Source organism: Meiothermus cerbereus (genome assembly GCF_051297115.1).
GTDB lineage: Bacteria > Deinococcota > Deinococci > Deinococcales > Thermaceae > Meiothermus > Meiothermus cerbereus_A.
In genome coordinates, this window is sequence record NZ_JBEVAL010000035.1 from 1 (window position 1) to 15161 (window position 15161).

Consider the following 15161-nt stretch of genomic DNA (forward strand, 5'->3'; position numbering starts at 1 on the left):
ATCCCATGCCCCTCTATCGCTGGCTTAGTGGATGTATATGATAAAAGCCTGCTTTCTGGAAAAAGAAAAAAGGCCTACTATACCGCAGTATAGTAGGCTTGCTTGGCCAACAGGACTAACTGGCTTCGCCCAGGGCTTGCTCGAGGCTCGCTTCCAGAATGGCCAGGCCCTTGCGGGCTTCCTCTTCGCTCACCACCAGCGGCACCAGGCAGCGGATCACGTTGGCGTGCATGCCGGCCTTGAAGAGCAGCAGACCCTTCTCGCGGGCAATCTCCAGCAGGCGGTTGGCGAGCTGGGGGTCGGGGCTTTTGGAGCTGGGGTCTTTGACCAGCTCCATAGCGATCATGGGCCCCAAGCCGCGCACATCGCCCACGGTTTGGGGGAAGCGGGCTTGAATCTGGCGGAACCCCTCGTGCAGAACCTCCCCCAGCTTCTGGGCTTTTTCCAGCAGGTTTTCCTCTTCGAAGATGTCCAGCACCGCCAGCGCTGCCGCACACGAGAGGGGGTTGCCGCCGAAGGTGCTGCCCAGTCCGCCCACCAGGGGGGCGTCCATGATCTCGGCCTTGCCCAGCACCCCGCCGATGGGCATCCCGCCGCCGATGCTCTTGGCAAAGCAGATCAGGTCGGGCTCCACTTCGGCGTGCTCGATGGCCCAGAACTTGCCGGTGCGGCCAATGCCGGTCTGCACCTCGTCGTCAATGAAGACGATACCGTGCTTCTGGGTGAGGCTGCGCAGGGCTTTGAGGAAGGGTTTGGGGGCCGGAGTGAAGCCGCCTTCGCCCAGCTGTGGCTCGATGATGATGGCGGCCACCCGCTCGGGCTGGATCTGGGTATCGAAGACCTCGTGCAGCCCCTCCAGGGCCTTGCGGGTGTCCACCCCGTGGTACTCGCTGGGGTAGGGGGCGTGGTAGACCTCGGGGGCAAAGGGGCCAAAGTTCTGGCGGTAGGGGTTGGACTTGCCGGTGAGGGTCATGCCCATCAGGGTGCGCCCGTGGAAGCTACCGCGGAAGGCAATCACCCCAGGCCGGTTGGTATAGGCCCGGGCAATCTTGATGGCGTTCTCGGTGGCTTCCACCCCGGTGTTGATAAAGAAAGCCTTTTTCTCGCCGCCAATGGGCGCGGTGGCTGTGATTCGCTCGGCCAGCTCGATGTAGGGCTCGTAGGCCACCCCGGGAAAGCAGGTGTGCAGGTAGCGGCGCAGTTGTTTTTCCACGGCTGCTACCACTTTGGGGTGGTTGTGCCCCACGTTGAGCACCCCAATGCCACCGAACCAGTCCAGGTACTCCTTGCCGTCTACGTCCCAGATTTTCCCCCCTTCGGCGCGCTCTATCACGATGGGGTGTACCTGCGAAACGCCTCTGGGGACAACCTTGTGCCGCCGTTCGATCAGGGCCTGGTTTTTGGAAGGGGTTTGAATCATGGGTTCCTCCGATAGTCCGACCTCGAGTGTATCCCGCTTGGGGTTGCTTGTGTACCCCTTGCAATAGCCCTGGCTTGGTTTTCAGCAAAGGCAAGTTTCGCTAAAGACCCACCTCGAGCCAGCTCGATGGCTCGAGGTGTGGCTAAGGGAGCGGAAACTGCGAGGCAAAGGCTTTTACCTCGGCCTTGAGCGTTTCGGGGTTATCGCCTTTCAGGGCCCGGTCAATAAACTCGGCGATGAGGGGCATGTGCTCTTCGGTCATGCCGCGGGTGGTGATGGCCGGTGTGCCGATACGAATGCCGCCCCCGTGGATGATTTTTTCGCTGTCGTAGGGCAGGGTGCTCTTGGAGATGGTGATGTGGACGGCATCTAAGAGCCGGGTGGCCTTGCTGCCGTTGAGGCCCTGCGGGCGCAGGTCTACCACGAAGAGGTGGTTGTCGGTGCCGCCCGAAACGATGCGATAGCCGCGCTTTTGCATCTCCGCGGCCAGGGTTTGGGCGTTTTTGATGACCTGGGCCGAGTAGGTTTTGAAGGAGGGCTGCAAAGCCTCCCAGAAAGCCACCGCTTTACCGGCGATAACGTGCTCCAAAGGGCCGCCCTGGGTTCCGGGGAAGATGGAGCGGTCCAGGATGGCGGCCACCTCGAGGTCATTGGACAAAATCAGGCCCGCGCGCGGCCCCCGCAGGGTCTTGTGGGTGGTCGAGGTGACCACGTGGGCATAAGGTAGGGGCGAGGGGTGCAGACCTGCTGCTACCAGCCCTGCAATGTGGGCGATGTCGGCCATCAGGTAGGCCCCGACCTCGTCGGCAATCTCGCGGAAGGCCTTAAAGTCGAGGATGCGGCTGTAGGCGCTGGCCCCGCAGATGATCATTCTGGGCTTGTGCTCCAGGGCCAGGGCCCGCACGTCCTCCATGTGCAGCAGTTCGTCTTCCTGGCGCACCTTGTAGCCAATAAACCTGTAGTTGATGCCCGAAAAGTTGACCGGGGAGCCGTGGGTGAGGTGGCCGCCGTGCGACAGATCCATGCCCAAGACGGTGTCGCCGGGTTTGAGCAGGGCGGCGTAGACCGCAATGTTGGCGCTAGAGCCAGAGTGGGGCTGTACGTTGGCCCAGGCCGCCCCAAAAAGCTGTTTGGCCCGCTCGATGGCCAGGGTTTCAACCTGGTCTACAATCTCACAGCCGCCGTACCAGCGCTTGCCGGGGTAGCCCTCGGCGTACTTGTTGGTGAGCACGCTGCCCACCGCTTCGCGCACCTGGGCCGAGGTGAAGTTTTCCGAGGCGATGAGTTCCAAACCATTTCGCTGGCGCTCTTCTTCCTGGCGGATCAGGTCGAAGACCAGCTCGTCGCGGGGGAGAGTTTCGGGCGCCTTGGTCATTCTCCAAGTATAGCAATATCAAATCCCTCGCCAAATCCGGTAAACTTAGGCCATGAGCGTTTTGGGTCGCATCTCCTTAATTCTGGGGCTGGTTCTGCTGTTGGTAGCCATTATCCTGGCCACGATGAATTTCATCACCATCCGCGACTACCTGGTGGCCCTTACGGCCCAGCGCAGCCGCGATTTTTATAACGTGAACCCCCGCCTCTGGATTACCTACCTGGTGGTGTTTGGCTCGGGCCTGTTTTTGGGTCTGGGCCTGGTCTGGAGCTGGATGGCCCGTCGCTCAGGCAGTGCCGCCGAGTAAACCGCCTTGGTGGGCTACCTTTATGTGCTGGCCGCCGCCTGTCTGTGGGGGCTTCTGGGGGTGGTCTCCCGATTCGCCTTTGAGCAGGGGGTGGGCCCGCTCGAGGTGGCCTTCTGGCGGGCGGCTTTGGGTGCGGTGTTGTTTGGCGCACAGGCCGCTTTAATACAAAAAGTTCGCCTCGAGCGCGCCGATGCTGGGGCGGTGCTGGGCTTTGGCCTGGTGGGCATCTCGCTTTTTTATGGGGCCTACCAGCTTGCCATCGAGAGCGGGGGCGCAGCCCTGGCCGCGGTGCTGCTCTACACCGCCCCGGCCCTGGTGGCCCTGCTCTCCTGGCTGTTTTTGCGTGAGCCCATGGACGCCCATAAGCTTTTGGCGGTGGGGCTGACCCTGCTGGGGGTGGCCCTGGTGAGCCTGCAAGGGGGTGGGGCCCGGGTGACGCTGGCGGCGGTGTTCTGGGGCCTGCTCTCGGCCCTGACCTATGCCACCTACTACCTGTTTGGCAAGCTTTATTTGAGCAAATACGCCACCCCTACGGTGTTTTTGTATGCGCTTCCGGTGGGGGCGCTGGGGCTTCTGCCTTTTGTGGATTTTGTCCCCAAAAATGCCGAGGCCTGGGCTGCCATCGCTTTTTTGACGGTGGCCTCCACCTTTTTTGCCGTGACGCTGTACTTTGCCGGACTCAGGCGCCTCGAGGCCACCCGGGCCTCGGTGGTGGCGACCATAGAGCCGGTGGTGGCGGCTTTGGCGGCCTGGCTGTGGTGGGGCGAGCGCTTCAGCCTGCTGGGCTACCTGGGGGCCGGGCTGGTGCTGGCGGGGGTGGTGTGGATGGTGCTCAGGCCGCAGACTGGCGCTTCACCTATTCGTCCGACTGCAAGGCCTGAACGTCCTCGAGGTCTTTAGGCCGCCCAGCAGCAATTTTGGAAGCGACCAGATCGTCGAGTGATACCACGTAAAACCTTTGGCCTTGATAGGTCATGGTGGTTTTGCGCTCCCAGGCGGTATCAAAGTGCAGGCCCGGTGTGTGGGTTTGTACGTCAATGCGGATGCGGTCTTTGAAAACGGTGATGTCGTTGCTCAGTATTTCTTCTGGGGAGACGAGGGCAGCGGAAGAAATCTCGGCTTCATATAGGGCATCCAACAGTTTTGCCGCATTTTCCGGCGTTGCCTGTATCAGTAGGTCGAGGTCGAAGGTGGCCCTGGGAACGCCATACAAAACCGCGGCGATTCCACCGATGACCACATACCTAACGTCGTGGGCGTTCAACGATGCGAATACGTTTTTGAGGAGATTCAACATTGTCTTGGGCCGCCTTGGCAAGTGCGCCGGGATTATTTTGCAGGATGAGATCGGTCATCATCACCAGGTAGTCCATCCGCTCCTCGAGCGTCAGGGAACGGAACCAGCGGACCTTGGCCTCTAGGGTTTCCTCTCTGCGGTCATGGGAAACGCTCGCCCTCATAGGTCTTATTCTACTCATGTTTGCGGGTTGCTCTCTAAGGTTGTGTAGTCTGGGTGCAAGCGGAGGTTTGACGTGCAAGGACTCAAGCATTGGATATGGCTGTTGCTGCTGCTTATGGGCTTCTCGTGGGCCCAACAAAAGGTGGCGGTTACCTTCACCTACGACCCCCCCTATGGCCTCGAGGTGCGCTCGGTAAGCCTGCGGGGCAGCTTTAACAACTGGGCCGAGCTGCCCATGCAGAAAACCGAGGAAGGGGTCTGGCAGGTAACGCTAGAACTGCCGCCGGGCCCGGTGCAGTACAAGTTTGTGGTCAATGGGCAGTGGCCCAAAGACATGTGCGAGGACGAGACCTTTGGCACGCCGCAGCTAGACGCCGAGGCCGAGGGCTGCGTGGACGACGGCCAGGGTGGCAAGAATGCGGTGCGCGAGGTGGGCCGGACTGCTGAAGCTCCAGCCGAGCCGGAAAAAGCCCTGCTCGAGCACGACCCCGCCAACCCCCGCTTCCTCTCGCAGGTGGCCGGGCAGCTTTCGGTGCGCTTCTGGACAAGCGAAGAAGTGCGCTCCGCCACCTTGCTGGCCGACCGGCCCTACCCCATGCTGTTGCAACTGAGCACGCCCGAGGGGGCCATGTGGCGGGGCACCCTGCCGCTGGGCGTGCAGCAGTACCGCCTCCTTGCGGTAGACCAGGAAGGCAAAGCGCAGACCTTTGGCCCCTACCAGGTTCCGGCCCAGCGCTTTAGCGCGGTGGACTGGGTGGCGGGGCGGGTGGGGTACCAGATTTTCCCCGACCGCTTCTGGAACGGCGACCCCCGCAACGACCGCCTGGCCCTGGAGACCTCCCAGGCCCGTTTCGATAAAACCTGGAGCGGAAAACCCCCCTACCTCTCGCGCTGGACCGACCCCCCCGGCGACTACCACTGCTGCCAGCAGTACTACGGCGGCGACCTGGCCGGGGTGCTAGAGCGCCTGCCCCACCTGCGCGCGCTGGGGGTGAACCTGATTTACTTCAACCCCCTCTTCGACGCGGGCTCGGCCCACGGCTACGACACCCACGACTACGTGCGGGTGGCCCCCCGCCTGGGCGACAACGCCCTCCTCAAGCGTCTGCTGAGCGAGGCCCGGCGCCAGGGCATCCGGGTCATCTTCGACTTTGTGCCCAACCACACCGGCCTGGGGCACTGGGCCTTCCAGGACGTGGTGAAAAAGGGCCGCGAGTCGCGCTACTGGAACTGGTACTTCATCCGCCAGTGGCCCTTTACCCCTGGCGATGGCCGCGCGTATGTGGGCTGGGCCAACCTGGGCAGCCTGCCCAAGCTCAACACCGCCAACCCCGAGGTGCAGGACTATTTGATCCGGGTCTCCAGGTTCTGGCTCAACTTTGGCTTCGATGGCATCCGGGTGGATGTGGCCAACGAGATCTCCACCGAGTTTGTGCAGAAATGGCGGGCCGAGCTCAAGGCCCTGAAGCCCGAGGTGTACCTGGTGGGGGAGGTCTGGGATCTGCGCCCGGAGTACCTCCAGGGCGACCAGTTCGACTCGCTGATGAACTACACCCTGGGGCGCGGGGGGTCGCCGCCGGCCTTTGGGGGCATTCTGGGATTTGCGCGGGGTGGGCCCTTGCAGAACGGGCGGCGCGTGTTGGGCGAGCTGGCCCGGGTCTACGCCACCTATCCCGAGGCCGTAGCCGCGATGGGCTTTAACCTGATTGGCTCCCACGACACCCCGCGTGTCCTGACCGAGCTGGGCGGGGGTGGCCTGCGCGATACCCCAGGCCCGGAGGCCCTGGCCCGGCTGCGGCTGGCCTCGGCTATGCTCTATGCCCTGCCGGGGGCCTCGGTGGTGTTCCAGGGCGAGGAGTGCGGGTTTACCGGCGAGCGGGGGCAGTGGCCGGTAAACGAGCTGTACCGCTACCCCCTTCAGTGGGATAGGTGTCGCGCCGAGGTGCTCCAGCACTACCGCTTGCTGGGCCGCCTGAAGGGCCAGCTCAAGGCTTTCCAGAGCCCGCTGTTCCGCACCTACCTGGGCGAGGGGGCCCTTATGGCCTTCCTGCGCGGTGAGCCGGGGGTGGGGGAGGTGCTGGCGGCCTTCAACAACAGCAGCGAGGCCCTCTCTTTGCCGCTGCCCGCGGGCCAGTGGCGCGACGTGGTGGCGGGGCAGCTCTACCAGGGGCAGGTGCGCCTAGCCGGGCTGGGGTGGCGCTACCTCGAGCGGGTTCGCTAAGGTGTTGAAGCCCATTTCGAACTTGTCTAAGTACCAGAGGTGTTGCTGAGGCCGGTATTCCAGTACCGCGTAGCCCAGGTCGGCAAAGGAAAACCGCAGGCCCCCCGTACTGCCCAGCGGGGGAATCCCGAAGATGGACCAGAGCGCGCAGTTGAGAATTTTCCCGTGGGCCACCACCAGGTACGACCCCGCCCCCCGGTTCACCAGATTTTGTACGGCTCGAGCGGCGCGGCAGTAGGTTTCCCACTCGCTTTCACCGGTGCCATCGAACGGTCTGGTGTAGGGGTTGCGAAAAGCGGGCTGGGGGAAGAGCCGATCGCCTTCCTCATAGGAAAGTCCAGCAATTTTTCCGTTGTCCTGCTCCATCCAGTCGGGGTCTAGCTCCAGCGGCACCTCTAGCCCTTCGCTCATCAGCTCTGCTACGGCTCTGGCCCGCTGGAGGGGGCTGGAGATGATTCGGTCAAAACGCAGGCCCTTTGCTCGAAACTCCTCCAGGCGCAGCTGAGCCTGGGCCCGGCCCACCTCGGTGAGGGGGGCATCGAAACGGCCTTCGTGGACGCGCAGGTCGTCGGCCAGGGAACGGCCATGCCGCAATAACGTGACCAGAATCCGACTCATGGAAGACAGGCTACCAAAACTGGGGCCACTGTGCTGTGCAGGACACGGCAATCAAGTTGGTGTGCGGCCCAATGATTGTGCAGGGTGCTCTACTGAAAAGCCCGGATGCTCAGAGTGAGCAGTAGTCTCCAGGATTGAGAACTGAAGTGGGCTGCCAGGCTGGCGTTTAGCTCATGCTCGGCTAGGTTGTAGCGGTAGCCGCTGCCTAGCTGAAACTGCCAGGGATTGGAAAGCAGGAGGTAAGCGGTCAGGCTCCAACTGGCCTCCTCCCCCTGTGGAATGATCCACTGCCCCGCCAGAAAATGGCTCGCAGGCAGTAGCGGCAGGGTGGTGGCATAGCCCCCCTCGAGCGTCCAAAAACCCTCGCCCAGGCTGCCGCTCAGGCCCAGCGCGTAGCGGGCCTCGAGGGGCTTTAGCAAGAGCCAGCCTTCCCCGTACACCACCAGCCCTGCCACAGTACCGCTGCCGCCCAGGCCCAGCACCCAGCGGGTGGGGTAGAGGGCGTGGGCCTCGAGCTCGAAGTTGCCAAACTCCCGCCGCAGGCTCAGCACCGGCAGCAGCCGGCCTGTATCCTCCAGCAGCGCCAGGCGCAGCCGGGTTTCCTGGGGGTTCCAGCCAACCCTGGCCCCCCAGCGGCCCAGCCGGTTGCCCAGCAGACTAACGGCCTCGAGGCTATAGGGCAGGCTCAGGCGGGCCACCTCCAGGGGCAGCCGCTCGAGCCCCGCGCTTAGGTCCAGCGCGCCCTCGCGGTACAGCAGGTACAGCTCGCTCAGGCCGGCATCGGTGGTGGGCCTGTGGGAAAAGCTCACCCCTGGGTTCAGCACCAGTTGGAAGCGCCAGGGGTTCAGGTCGTAGCGGGCCTCGAGCTGGGCGCCCAGGCCCCAGCTTGCACCCGGCGGGTGGCTGAGGGCGAAGGCGGTGGAGAAGCGAAGCTCGAGCCGGGTCTCCAGGTTTTGGGCGTGCACAGGCTGAGAGCAACTTAGCATGGCCCACAGCCCCAGCCCAACCAGCCAGATGCGGTCAGGCCGCAACTTGCCCATCCTCGAGGCGCACAATCCGATCCACCCGCTCCAAGAGCCGGGGGTCGTGGGTGCTGAAGACAAAGGTGATGCCCTGCTCGCGGTTGAGGGTTCGCAGGTGCTCGATGAGGGCCAGGCCGGTTTTGGAGTCGAGGTTGGCGGTGGGCTCGTCGGCCAGGATGATTTTGGGCTGGGCGGCCAGGGCACGGGCCACCGCCACCCGCTGCTGCTGCCCTCCCGAGAGCTGGTTGGGGCGGCGATGGGCGAAGTCTTTGATGCCCAGGGTTTCCAGCGCCTGCAGGGCTTTGGCCTCGCGGGTTTCCCGGGGTTCGCCCCGCAACTCGAGCACGAAGGCTGCGTTCTCCAGGGCTGTGAGCACCGGGATAAGGTTGTAGGCCTGAAAGACAAAACCCAGGTTCCATAGCCGCAAATGGGCCAGTCGGGCTTTGGAGAACCCATCTATGCGGACACCGTCCAGCCAGACCTCGCCGGCGGTGGGTTTGTCCAGGCCGCCCATCAGGTGCAGCAGGGTGCTCTTGCCACTGCCGGAGGGCCCGGCCAGCGCGACAAATTCTCCCGAATGCACCGACAGGTTCACCCCCCGCAAGGCGGGGGTCTCGATGGAGCCGACCCGGTAGATTTTGCTCAGACTATTGACTTGTAAAACGGGCTTCATGCCTCACCTCTGTTTAAGCCGTAAAACGCATGGCCTCGACGGGCTCGAGCCGGGCCGCTACCCTGGCCGGCCACCAGGCTGCCAGCAGGCCGGTGGCCAGGGTGTAGACCACGGTAACCAGCGCATCCTGGGTGCGCAGGCTCAAATAAAGCACCTCGGGCAAGCCAAAGGCCCCGATCGCCTCGCCAAACAGCGCCTTTAGCGAAAGGCCCTCGGACAGGGCCGCCAGCGTAAATAGGCCCAGTGCCGCACCCACCAGGGCCCCGCTCAGGCAGAGCAACAGGCTTTCCAGCACGACCATGCGGGTGACCTGGGCAGGCCCGGCGCCCAGGGCCACAATCACCCCCAGCTCGCGGGTGCGCTCGAGCAGGCCCAGGTAGATGGTGTTGAGCACCAGAAGCCCCGCCAGCCCGAAAAAAATAGCAGCGAAAATCAGAACCAGGGGGGTTAGCAGGTTGAACACCTGCGCGATGGCCGGACTGGCCTCCTTCCAGCTTTCCAGGCTCAGGCCAGGCCCCAGGCTCTGGGCCAGCAGCGGTTGCAGGACGCCAAGCTGGGCATCCTGGGCGTAGCGGGTAAAAGGAAAGTGCAGCTCGATGCGGGTAGCGCTGCCGGGTGCGGCCAGCTCCTGGGCGGCGGCCAGCGAGAGGTAAGCGCTGCGGGCTTCGGCGGCGGGGTCGGAGAAGCGCAGCAGCCCCACCAGTTTGTAGACCCCGGCCCCCCGTCCTTCCGTCCCCGGCGCATACACATACACCGGCTGGCCCAGCCCTACCTTGAGGGCCCTGGCCAGCGCCTCTCCCAGGGCAATGCCCTCGAGGTCGCCCTCCTGTGGCAAATCCCCTTCGACCAGGTGTTGCTTTATGAAGCGTTCGCGCAGCGGAGGGGGACGCCGGTCGCCAATCAACAAGACCCCTCGGGAGCGGGTCTCGCCTGCTACCAGGGCAGGAATTTCCAGGGCCACCACCCGCTGGGCCTGCGTCTGGGTGGCAAGCCGGCTTTCTACCTGGGCTGCACCCGGAATGAGCAGGTCGCGGAACTCACGCTTTTCGCGGTAGCCTTCCACCCGCACCTGCAGGTGCCCCACGGAGCTGGTAAGGTTGTTGTAGATACCATTTTCCATGGCCCCCAGAAAGCTCAGATATAGCAGGGTGAAAAACACGGCCAGGCCTACCGCCCCTGCCGTCATCAGGCTGCGCCCGCGGTGTCGCCAGATGTTGCGCCAGGAAAGGCTAAAGAGATTGAACATGGGCATCCTCATCTCCGCTGGGCTAGCAGCCGGCCTCCAGCGCCCGCACCGAGAAGCAGCTTTCGGGTACAGCAATTCCAAAGCGGTAGTGGCTGTAAACCACCTGGGTGCGGTGGCCTGGACGCAGCAAATCCTCCACGGTGGTCTGGGTGGGGAAGCTCTGCCCACCCACCTGGACAAACTGGGCAAAGGTTATTTTTCGCACCGCCTGGCCGCGCTGGTCGTAGTAGCGCACCTCGCGCGGGACAAAGCCGGGTTTGCTGGCCAGCAACACCAGCTTGCCGTAGGGGGTGGGGGCCTGGGGTTTGGGGATGAGTTCCAGGGTGATGCTGCTATCGCTTTCGGCCTCGACTCGCGGGGTGAAGTCTTGCTCGAGGTCGCGCCCGGCCAGGTCGCTATAGGAAAGGTCGGAGCCCAGGAAGCTGTCGCTGCGCCCGCTGGGGGGGAGCCGCAGCACCCGCTTGAGGCTGGGGTTGTAAAGCTGAATGTTGTCCCCTACCCGCAAAAAAGCCTGCCCGGCTTCTCTGGGCGGGGCCTTGACCCAGATGATGGCCCGTTCGTTGCCGTCCGAGACCACCTCGAGCACAAACTGGGTCTGGCGGTCTGGGCGGGTTATGCTCAGGGTCAGGGTTGCCCGCAGGCTTCCCCCGCGCTGGTTGTCCAGAATGGCCTTGAGCACGGCCTGGGGGTCGGTGGCTGCGCCCGCAGGCCCCAGGCAGAGCAGGCCCAAGAGCAGCAAAAGTCGTAGGTTCATGGGGTTCCTCCGGACTACTCTGTTCGCATGGCCTCGGCGGGGTTGAGCGCCAGCACCCGCCGGGCCGGAATCAGGATCGAAAAAAGCGCAGCCAGCACGATGGTTATGGCTGCAAAAAGGGCATACCAGGGGCTTTGGGCTGTGTAGATTTCGCTGCCGGTGCCCAGGATTTCCCAGGCGGCGCCATAGCTGGCAAAGACGGGCCCTAGCACGTTCTGGACAGCCATCCAGTAGTTAAGGGCATAGCCCAGTACCAGCCCCGCCCCCCAGCCGAGGGCAGTGGCTAGAACCGTTTCGAGCGTGACCATCTGGGCCAGGCGCTGAGGGCTCATTCCGATGGCCTCCATGATGCCGAACTCGCGGGTGCGCTCGAGCACGCTTACCAGCACCGTGCTGGTTACGGCCAGCGCGGCAAACAGCGAAAACAGCAACCCAATCAAAAATACCGAGCCTTGCCGGGTTTGCAGGGCCTCGGCCAGGCCACCCAGCAACTGGCTGAGGTCGTAGGCCCGCAGGCCGGGGGGTAGCTCGAGGTTGAGGGCCTGGGCCAGGCGAGACTCCTGCCCGCGCGGCACATCCAGGGCCACGGCTGTGGCGGTTGCAAGCCCGGTAAGCCGACGGGCGTCGCCCAGGTGCACCAGCACCGCACCGCGATCCACAGGGGCCACCCCCGACCTCACCAGCCCCACCACCTGCAACCCCAGGGCCTGCGGCCCAGCCAGCGCCGAGGTGTCGAGTACCACCCGTTCACCCAGCCGCACATCCAGGCGCTCGGCCAGTTGTTGCCCCAGCACCACCTCGCCCGGCTTCTCCAGCATGCGACCTTGGGCAATGGCGCTGGGGATGTGGCTTACCCTGGCCTCGAGGGCCGGCTCGACACCCCGAACCCGCACTGCTTCGGCGGTGTAGGCAGAGCGAACCAGGCCGGGAAACTCCAGACGTGGGGCCGCAGCCCGCACCCCCGGCTGGGCCTCTACCTGAGATAAAAAACCCAGGCTGGGCAACCCCTGTTCGGGGTCGGGGTCCTGAAAATATGCGGGCGTGGTGATGAGTACCGGCGCACCCAGGTAGCGCGCGTTTCCGTACAGGATGGACTGAATAAACCCATCGTTGATGCCCCAGAACAAGACGATGGTGAGGGTGGCATAGGCGACTACCAGCATCAGCAGCAGGGTGCGCCGCCGATGCCGCCAGAGGTTGCGCCAAGCCAGCCTGGGTAGTGTGCTCGAGCTTTTAAGCATTTGTGCCTCCGCTCAGCCTTTTCGCTTACGCTTCTTGCGTTCGTAGCGCTCAAACAGCCCCTGCAGTTCCTCTTCAAAAAAAGCGTATAGCTCCCGCATCTCCTGCAGCCGTTCGCTGCGCTCGGGTGGGGCGTTTTCCAGGAGCCGCAACCCTTTCTCGGCCAGGCTTTTGTACAGGCTCAGACCGGCCAGGCCGTTTTTGACCCGCTCGCTCCAGGTGCCTGGCCGGATGCGGAAGTAGTCTTGCCTCGAGCCCCGCCTGGGCACCCGCTCAATCAGATGCATCTGCACCAGGAGCCGGGTCATGGTGCTGACGGAGGCCTTGCTGGTTCCTAGGGCCTCCATCAGCTGCGAGGCGGTTTGCTCGGGTGGGTCGCAGACCATTAGCCAGCCCAGAATGCGCCCCGCTGTGCGGGGAATGCCAGCAGCTTCATAGGCCAGGGCAAACTCCTCCACGAACTGGTGCAGGCTGTCGGACATGCTTAAAGTTTATTAGATTTTGTAAGTTTAGTAAATACTGAACAAAATGAATACAGTGTGATTTCTAGCAAAAAACAAACGGGGCGAGCTTGGTTTCGCCCCGTTTCGGATGCCTTGCTGGCTCAGGTAGCGGTTCTGGGTGTGCCCAGCCAGTCGTAGATCAGTACCACGGCAGCAATCAGGTTCACCACGGTGTTCCAGCCGCCGGTGGGCAGGCCCAGGAAGCTGCTGCTGAAGAACCCGATGATGGCCAGGGCAGCATAGACCAGACCAATCACAGCAGCCATCATGTGGGCCAGCCGATCACCGGTAAAATAGCCGTACAGCAAGGCTACCGCGGTAATCAGGTACACGATGGCCAGGCTGGTATTGCTTGGAATAAGCCCCAGAATCAGCCCATTTGGAGCGAAAAACAGCCCCAATACCGCCAGCAGGGCAAACACCAAGCCCATGAAGAGGTCAATTCTTTGTGCCGTCATATTTCCTCCCTATACCTTCGCGGGGATCTTGATCGGGATGGCCTTGGCTTTGGCGACCTCGCTCTTGGGCAGGGTAAGGGTGAGCACCCCGTTTTCAAAGACCGCCTCGGCCTTATCCGTCAGCACCTCGCTGGGTAGCGTTACCGAGCGCTCAAAGCGGGTGTAGCGGTGTTCGCGCAGGTGGTAGTTGCGCTCTTTTTTCTCTTCCTCCTTTTTGGCCTCGCCGTAGATCCGCAGCACGTCGCCACGAACCTCAATCTTGATGTCGTCGGGTTTGAGGCCGGGAATCGAGGCTTTAACCACGAGGTTGTTGCCCTCTTCGTAGATGTCGAGCGGCATGGCCGCTACCTCTTTATCGAGGAACGGAAACTCACGACGGAACAGGCTTTCGTCAAACAGGCGCTCGATTTCCCTCCGCATGTTATCCATTTCACGCCAAGGGTCGAAACGAGCCAACATACACCTACCTCCTTGGAGTTTTTGGCGTGGGTGGCGGCACGCCGGACAGGGGCTTGGGCCTACCCTCTGGTGCCTCGAGCTGCCACCGGGCCCGAAACCCAGAGGTTTTCCTCATCAGACACGGGCTTATTTAGTTTTGAGCAGCAGGACTTTATGGAACCTGATTGCCTCAGCACCTAAAAGCTAACCCAGGCCCGTTACCAAAGCATTACCAGCGAGGCAGACCGGCCAGACCACCAAAGGCTTTGTGCAGGCGTTCCTCGGCAGGCCCCCGCACGAACTCGAGCCGGGTTCCATAGGCGGCGGCCAGCTCGGGCAGCACCTGCTTGAGGTCGACATCCTCGATGCGCCCGGCCCCGTGGGCCACCGCCCCCTCCATGCTGCCCCCCACCCAGCCATCCGGGGCGCGGTAAACCTTGCCCTGGGGGTTCCAGGGGGCCACCAGCAGGTGTAGCCCACCTTGCTGCAAGAGCTCGAGGGTCTGGTCCAGCCCGGCCACCCCCCGTTCGGCCAGCTCGTCCAGGAGCTTGTTTTCCCGTTCGCGCTGGAGGGGTTCCAGCACCTCCTGCACCAACTTTAGCACCTCGCCGGCCTGGGCGCCTGGGGTGGGCAGGGAGGGCAGGGTGGCCATCACCCGCTCGCGCAGCCTACGGGGCAGGAGCTCTTTGAATAGCTCCACGTCGGTTTTGGGGCCCATTAGCACCAGCCGTTGTATGCTGCGCTCGTTGACGGTCTGCTCCAGGAGCCCGGCCAGACGTTTGTAGAAGCGGTGCGTCCAGGCATCGAGCCGACGCTCGAAGCGGTCGGTGTTGGCCGCGGCCCGGTGGATGCCGCCCTGGGTGTAGCGCCGACCCGAGCCGTCCTGGGTGAGCTGGTTCCACTCCTGGGTGGCTACGGCCCTGAAGGCCCCCGGTAGCTCCTCAATCTCGCCCAGGTATACCTCGAACATGCGCCACTTTTCGCTATCAATATAGACCACCCCCACCCGGTCGTACTCGTCGAGCACGTACAGAATAGGGGTCAGGTAGGGCTCGCCCCAGCGGGCCTCGGCCCCCTGAACGAGGGGCAGGTCTACCTGCAGGTCGTAGATTTCCATCCAACCCTCTGCGGCAAAGACCACCCGGCTTTTGGCCTGGGGCAGGCTGCGCTCGAGCGCCTCCAGAACTTTTTTGCCAACCTCCGGCGGGGTCTGGGTGGCGGCGATGGCCTCGCGGGCCCGCAACAGATAGGCCTTGCCCTGATTGTCTGGGTTGGCCGGGTTGACATCCAGATACAGCGACAACACCGGTGCAACCCTTGGGGCCACGAACTCGCGGATATAGCGGGTGACTTCCTGGGTCAACATAGCAACCTCCTTACTCGATGGGTGTGGTTGGGGCAGGTGCCGCCTCCTATCTCGATTCAAGG

Annotated in this window: 17 protein-coding genes; 3 read left to right on the forward strand and 14 right to left on the reverse strand. The window is 63.3% G+C overall.

The annotated features are described in order from the left end of the window. Positions 1 to 115: 115 nt before the first annotated feature. Together gabT and glyA are read right to left on the reverse strand one after the other, a co-directional pair. Positions 116 to 1420: a 4-aminobutyrate--2-oxoglutarate transaminase gene (gene gabT / locus ABWU19_RS08735; protein ID WP_435901321.1), complete on the reverse strand. Its 1305-nt coding sequence runs from the start codon at positions 1418 to 1420 to the stop codon at positions 116 to 118. 142 nt (positions 1421 to 1562) lie between these two features. Continuing rightward, positions 1563 to 2795: a serine hydroxymethyltransferase gene (gene glyA / locus ABWU19_RS08740; RefSeq protein WP_435901322.1), complete on the reverse strand. Its 1233-nt coding sequence runs from the start codon at positions 2793 to 2795 to the stop codon at positions 1563 to 1565. 52 nt (positions 2796 to 2847) lie between these two features. Between glyA and ABWU19_RS08745 the strand changes: the two genes are divergently transcribed. After that, positions 2848 to 3102, forward strand: coding sequence for a hypothetical protein (locus ABWU19_RS08745; protein WP_435901323.1), 255 nt, complete (start codon positions 2848 to 2850; stop codon positions 3100 to 3102). Positions 3103 to 3111: 9 nt separating this feature from the next. Next, positions 3112 to 4002 carry a DMT family transporter gene (locus ABWU19_RS08750; RefSeq protein WP_435901324.1) on the forward strand — a complete coding sequence of 297 codons (891 nt, stop codon included), beginning with the start codon at positions 3112 to 3114 and terminating at the stop codon, positions 4000 to 4002. Here the strand turns inward: ABWU19_RS08750 and ABWU19_RS08755 are convergent. Then, entirely contained in the window at positions 3959 to 4342 is a 384-nt protein-coding gene (locus ABWU19_RS08755) for a DUF6036 family nucleotidyltransferase (protein ID WP_435901325.1), read from the reverse strand. The genes ABWU19_RS08750 and ABWU19_RS08755 overlap by 44 nt on opposite strands. A gap of 4 nt (positions 4343 to 4346) precedes the next feature. Next, a complete protein-coding gene (locus ABWU19_RS08760) occupies positions 4347 to 4562 on the reverse strand; it encodes a hypothetical protein (protein ID WP_435901326.1) in 216 nt (71 codons plus the stop codon). Between the two features lie 72 nt (positions 4563 to 4634). Here ABWU19_RS08760 and ABWU19_RS08765 point away from each other — a divergent pair, with 72 nt between their 5' ends. After that, on the forward strand, positions 4635 to 6782 hold the full coding sequence (locus tag ABWU19_RS08765; RefSeq protein WP_435901327.1) for an alpha-amylase family glycosyl hydrolase: 2148 nt from the start codon (positions 4635 to 4637) through the stop codon (positions 6780 to 6782). On the opposite strand, the gene ABWU19_RS08770 is transcribed toward ABWU19_RS08765, so the two are convergent. The 10 genes from ABWU19_RS08770 to ABWU19_RS08815 form a co-directional block, all read right to left on the reverse strand. Further along, the gene (locus ABWU19_RS08770; protein WP_435901328.1) at positions 6741 to 7400 is read right to left on the reverse strand and encodes a histidine phosphatase family protein; all 660 of its coding nucleotides are present in this window, start codon (positions 7398 to 7400) and stop codon (positions 6741 to 6743) included. The genes ABWU19_RS08765 and ABWU19_RS08770 overlap by 42 nt on opposite strands. 89 nt (positions 7401 to 7489) lie before the next feature. Beyond that, the gene (locus ABWU19_RS08775; protein WP_435901329.1) at positions 7490 to 8440 is read right to left on the reverse strand and encodes a hypothetical protein; all 951 of its coding nucleotides are present in this window, start codon (positions 8438 to 8440) and stop codon (positions 7490 to 7492) included. Continuing rightward, positions 8421 to 9095 (reverse strand): ABC transporter ATP-binding protein, encoded by a 675-nt coding sequence (locus ABWU19_RS08780; protein WP_435901330.1) that lies wholly within the window; start codon positions 9093 to 9095, stop codon positions 8421 to 8423. The genes ABWU19_RS08775 and ABWU19_RS08780 overlap by 20 nt, the downstream gene beginning before the upstream one ends. A 13-nt stretch (positions 9096 to 9108) precedes the next feature. Next, positions 9109 to 10341 (reverse strand): ABC transporter permease, encoded by a 1233-nt coding sequence (locus ABWU19_RS08785; RefSeq protein WP_435901331.1) that lies wholly within the window; start codon positions 10339 to 10341, stop codon positions 9109 to 9111. Between the two features lie 22 nt (positions 10342 to 10363). After that, entirely contained in the window at positions 10364 to 11095 is a 732-nt protein-coding gene (locus ABWU19_RS08790) for an outer membrane lipoprotein-sorting protein (RefSeq protein WP_435901332.1), read from the reverse strand. Positions 11096 to 11109: 14 nt separating this feature from the next. Then, entirely contained in the window at positions 11110 to 12336 is a 1227-nt protein-coding gene (locus ABWU19_RS08795; protein WP_435901333.1) for an ABC transporter permease, read from the reverse strand. A 12-nt stretch (positions 12337 to 12348) separates the two neighbouring features. After that, positions 12349 to 12816: a GbsR/MarR family transcriptional regulator gene (locus ABWU19_RS08800; RefSeq protein ID WP_435901334.1), complete on the reverse strand. Its 468-nt coding sequence runs from the start codon at positions 12814 to 12816 to the stop codon at positions 12349 to 12351. Between the two features lie 122 nt (positions 12817 to 12938). Then, positions 12939 to 13295, reverse strand: coding sequence for a DUF4383 domain-containing protein (locus ABWU19_RS08805; protein ID WP_435901335.1), 357 nt, complete (start codon positions 13293 to 13295; stop codon positions 12939 to 12941). Between the two features lie 9 nt (positions 13296 to 13304). Continuing rightward, a complete protein-coding gene (locus tag ABWU19_RS08810) occupies positions 13305 to 13754 on the reverse strand; it encodes an Hsp20/alpha crystallin family protein (RefSeq protein WP_435901336.1) in 450 nt (149 codons plus the stop codon). A 208-nt stretch (positions 13755 to 13962) separates the two neighbouring features. Beyond that, on the reverse strand, positions 13963 to 15099 hold the full coding sequence (locus ABWU19_RS08815) for a VLRF1 family aeRF1-type release factor (protein ID WP_435901337.1): 1137 nt from the start codon (positions 15097 to 15099) through the stop codon (positions 13963 to 13965). Positions 15100 to 15161: the final 62 nt, after the last annotated feature.

Excerpts from the sequence above, each read along its gene's own strand:
- gabT (WP_435901321.1), bottom strand. The coding sequence starts at position 1,420 with ATGATTCAAACCCCTTCCAAAAACCAGGCCCTGATCGAACGGCGGCAC.
- glyA (WP_435901322.1), bottom strand. The coding sequence starts at position 2,795 with ATGACCAAGGCGCCCGAAACTCTCCCCCGCGACGAGCTGGTCTTCGAC.
- ABWU19_RS08745 (WP_435901323.1), top strand. The coding sequence starts at position 2,848 with ATGAGCGTTTTGGGTCGCATCTCCTTAATTCTGGGGCTGGTTCTGCTG.
- ABWU19_RS08760 (WP_435901326.1), bottom strand. The coding sequence starts at position 4,562 with ATGAGGGCGAGCGTTTCCCATGACCGCAGAGAGGAAACCCTAGAGGCC.
- ABWU19_RS08770 (WP_435901328.1), bottom strand. The coding sequence starts at position 7,400 with ATGAGTCGGATTCTGGTCACGTTATTGCGGCATGGCCGTTCCCTGGCC.
- ABWU19_RS08775 (WP_435901329.1), bottom strand. The coding sequence starts at position 8,440 with ATGGGCAAGTTGCGGCCTGACCGCATCTGGCTGGTTGGGCTGGGGCTG.
- ABWU19_RS08780 (WP_435901330.1), bottom strand. The coding sequence starts at position 9,095 with ATGAAGCCCGTTTTACAAGTCAATAGTCTGAGCAAAATCTACCGGGTC.
- ABWU19_RS08785 (WP_435901331.1), bottom strand. The coding sequence starts at position 10,341 with ATGTTCAATCTCTTTAGCCTTTCCTGGCGCAACATCTGGCGACACCGC.
- ABWU19_RS08790 (WP_435901332.1), bottom strand. The coding sequence starts at position 11,095 with ATGAACCTACGACTTTTGCTGCTCTTGGGCCTGCTCTGCCTGGGGCCT.
- ABWU19_RS08795 (WP_435901333.1), bottom strand. The coding sequence starts at position 12,336 with ATGCTTAAAAGCTCGAGCACACTACCCAGGCTGGCTTGGCGCAACCTC.
- ABWU19_RS08800 (WP_435901334.1), bottom strand. The coding sequence starts at position 12,816 with ATGTCCGACAGCCTGCACCAGTTCGTGGAGGAGTTTGCCCTGGCCTAT.
- ABWU19_RS08805 (WP_435901335.1), bottom strand. The coding sequence starts at position 13,295 with ATGACGGCACAAAGAATTGACCTCTTCATGGGCTTGGTGTTTGCCCTG.
- ABWU19_RS08810 (WP_435901336.1), bottom strand. The coding sequence starts at position 13,754 with ATGTTGGCTCGTTTCGACCCTTGGCGTGAAATGGATAACATGCGGAGG.
- ABWU19_RS08815 (WP_435901337.1), bottom strand. The coding sequence starts at position 15,099 with ATGTTGACCCAGGAAGTCACCCGCTATATCCGCGAGTTCGTGGCCCCA.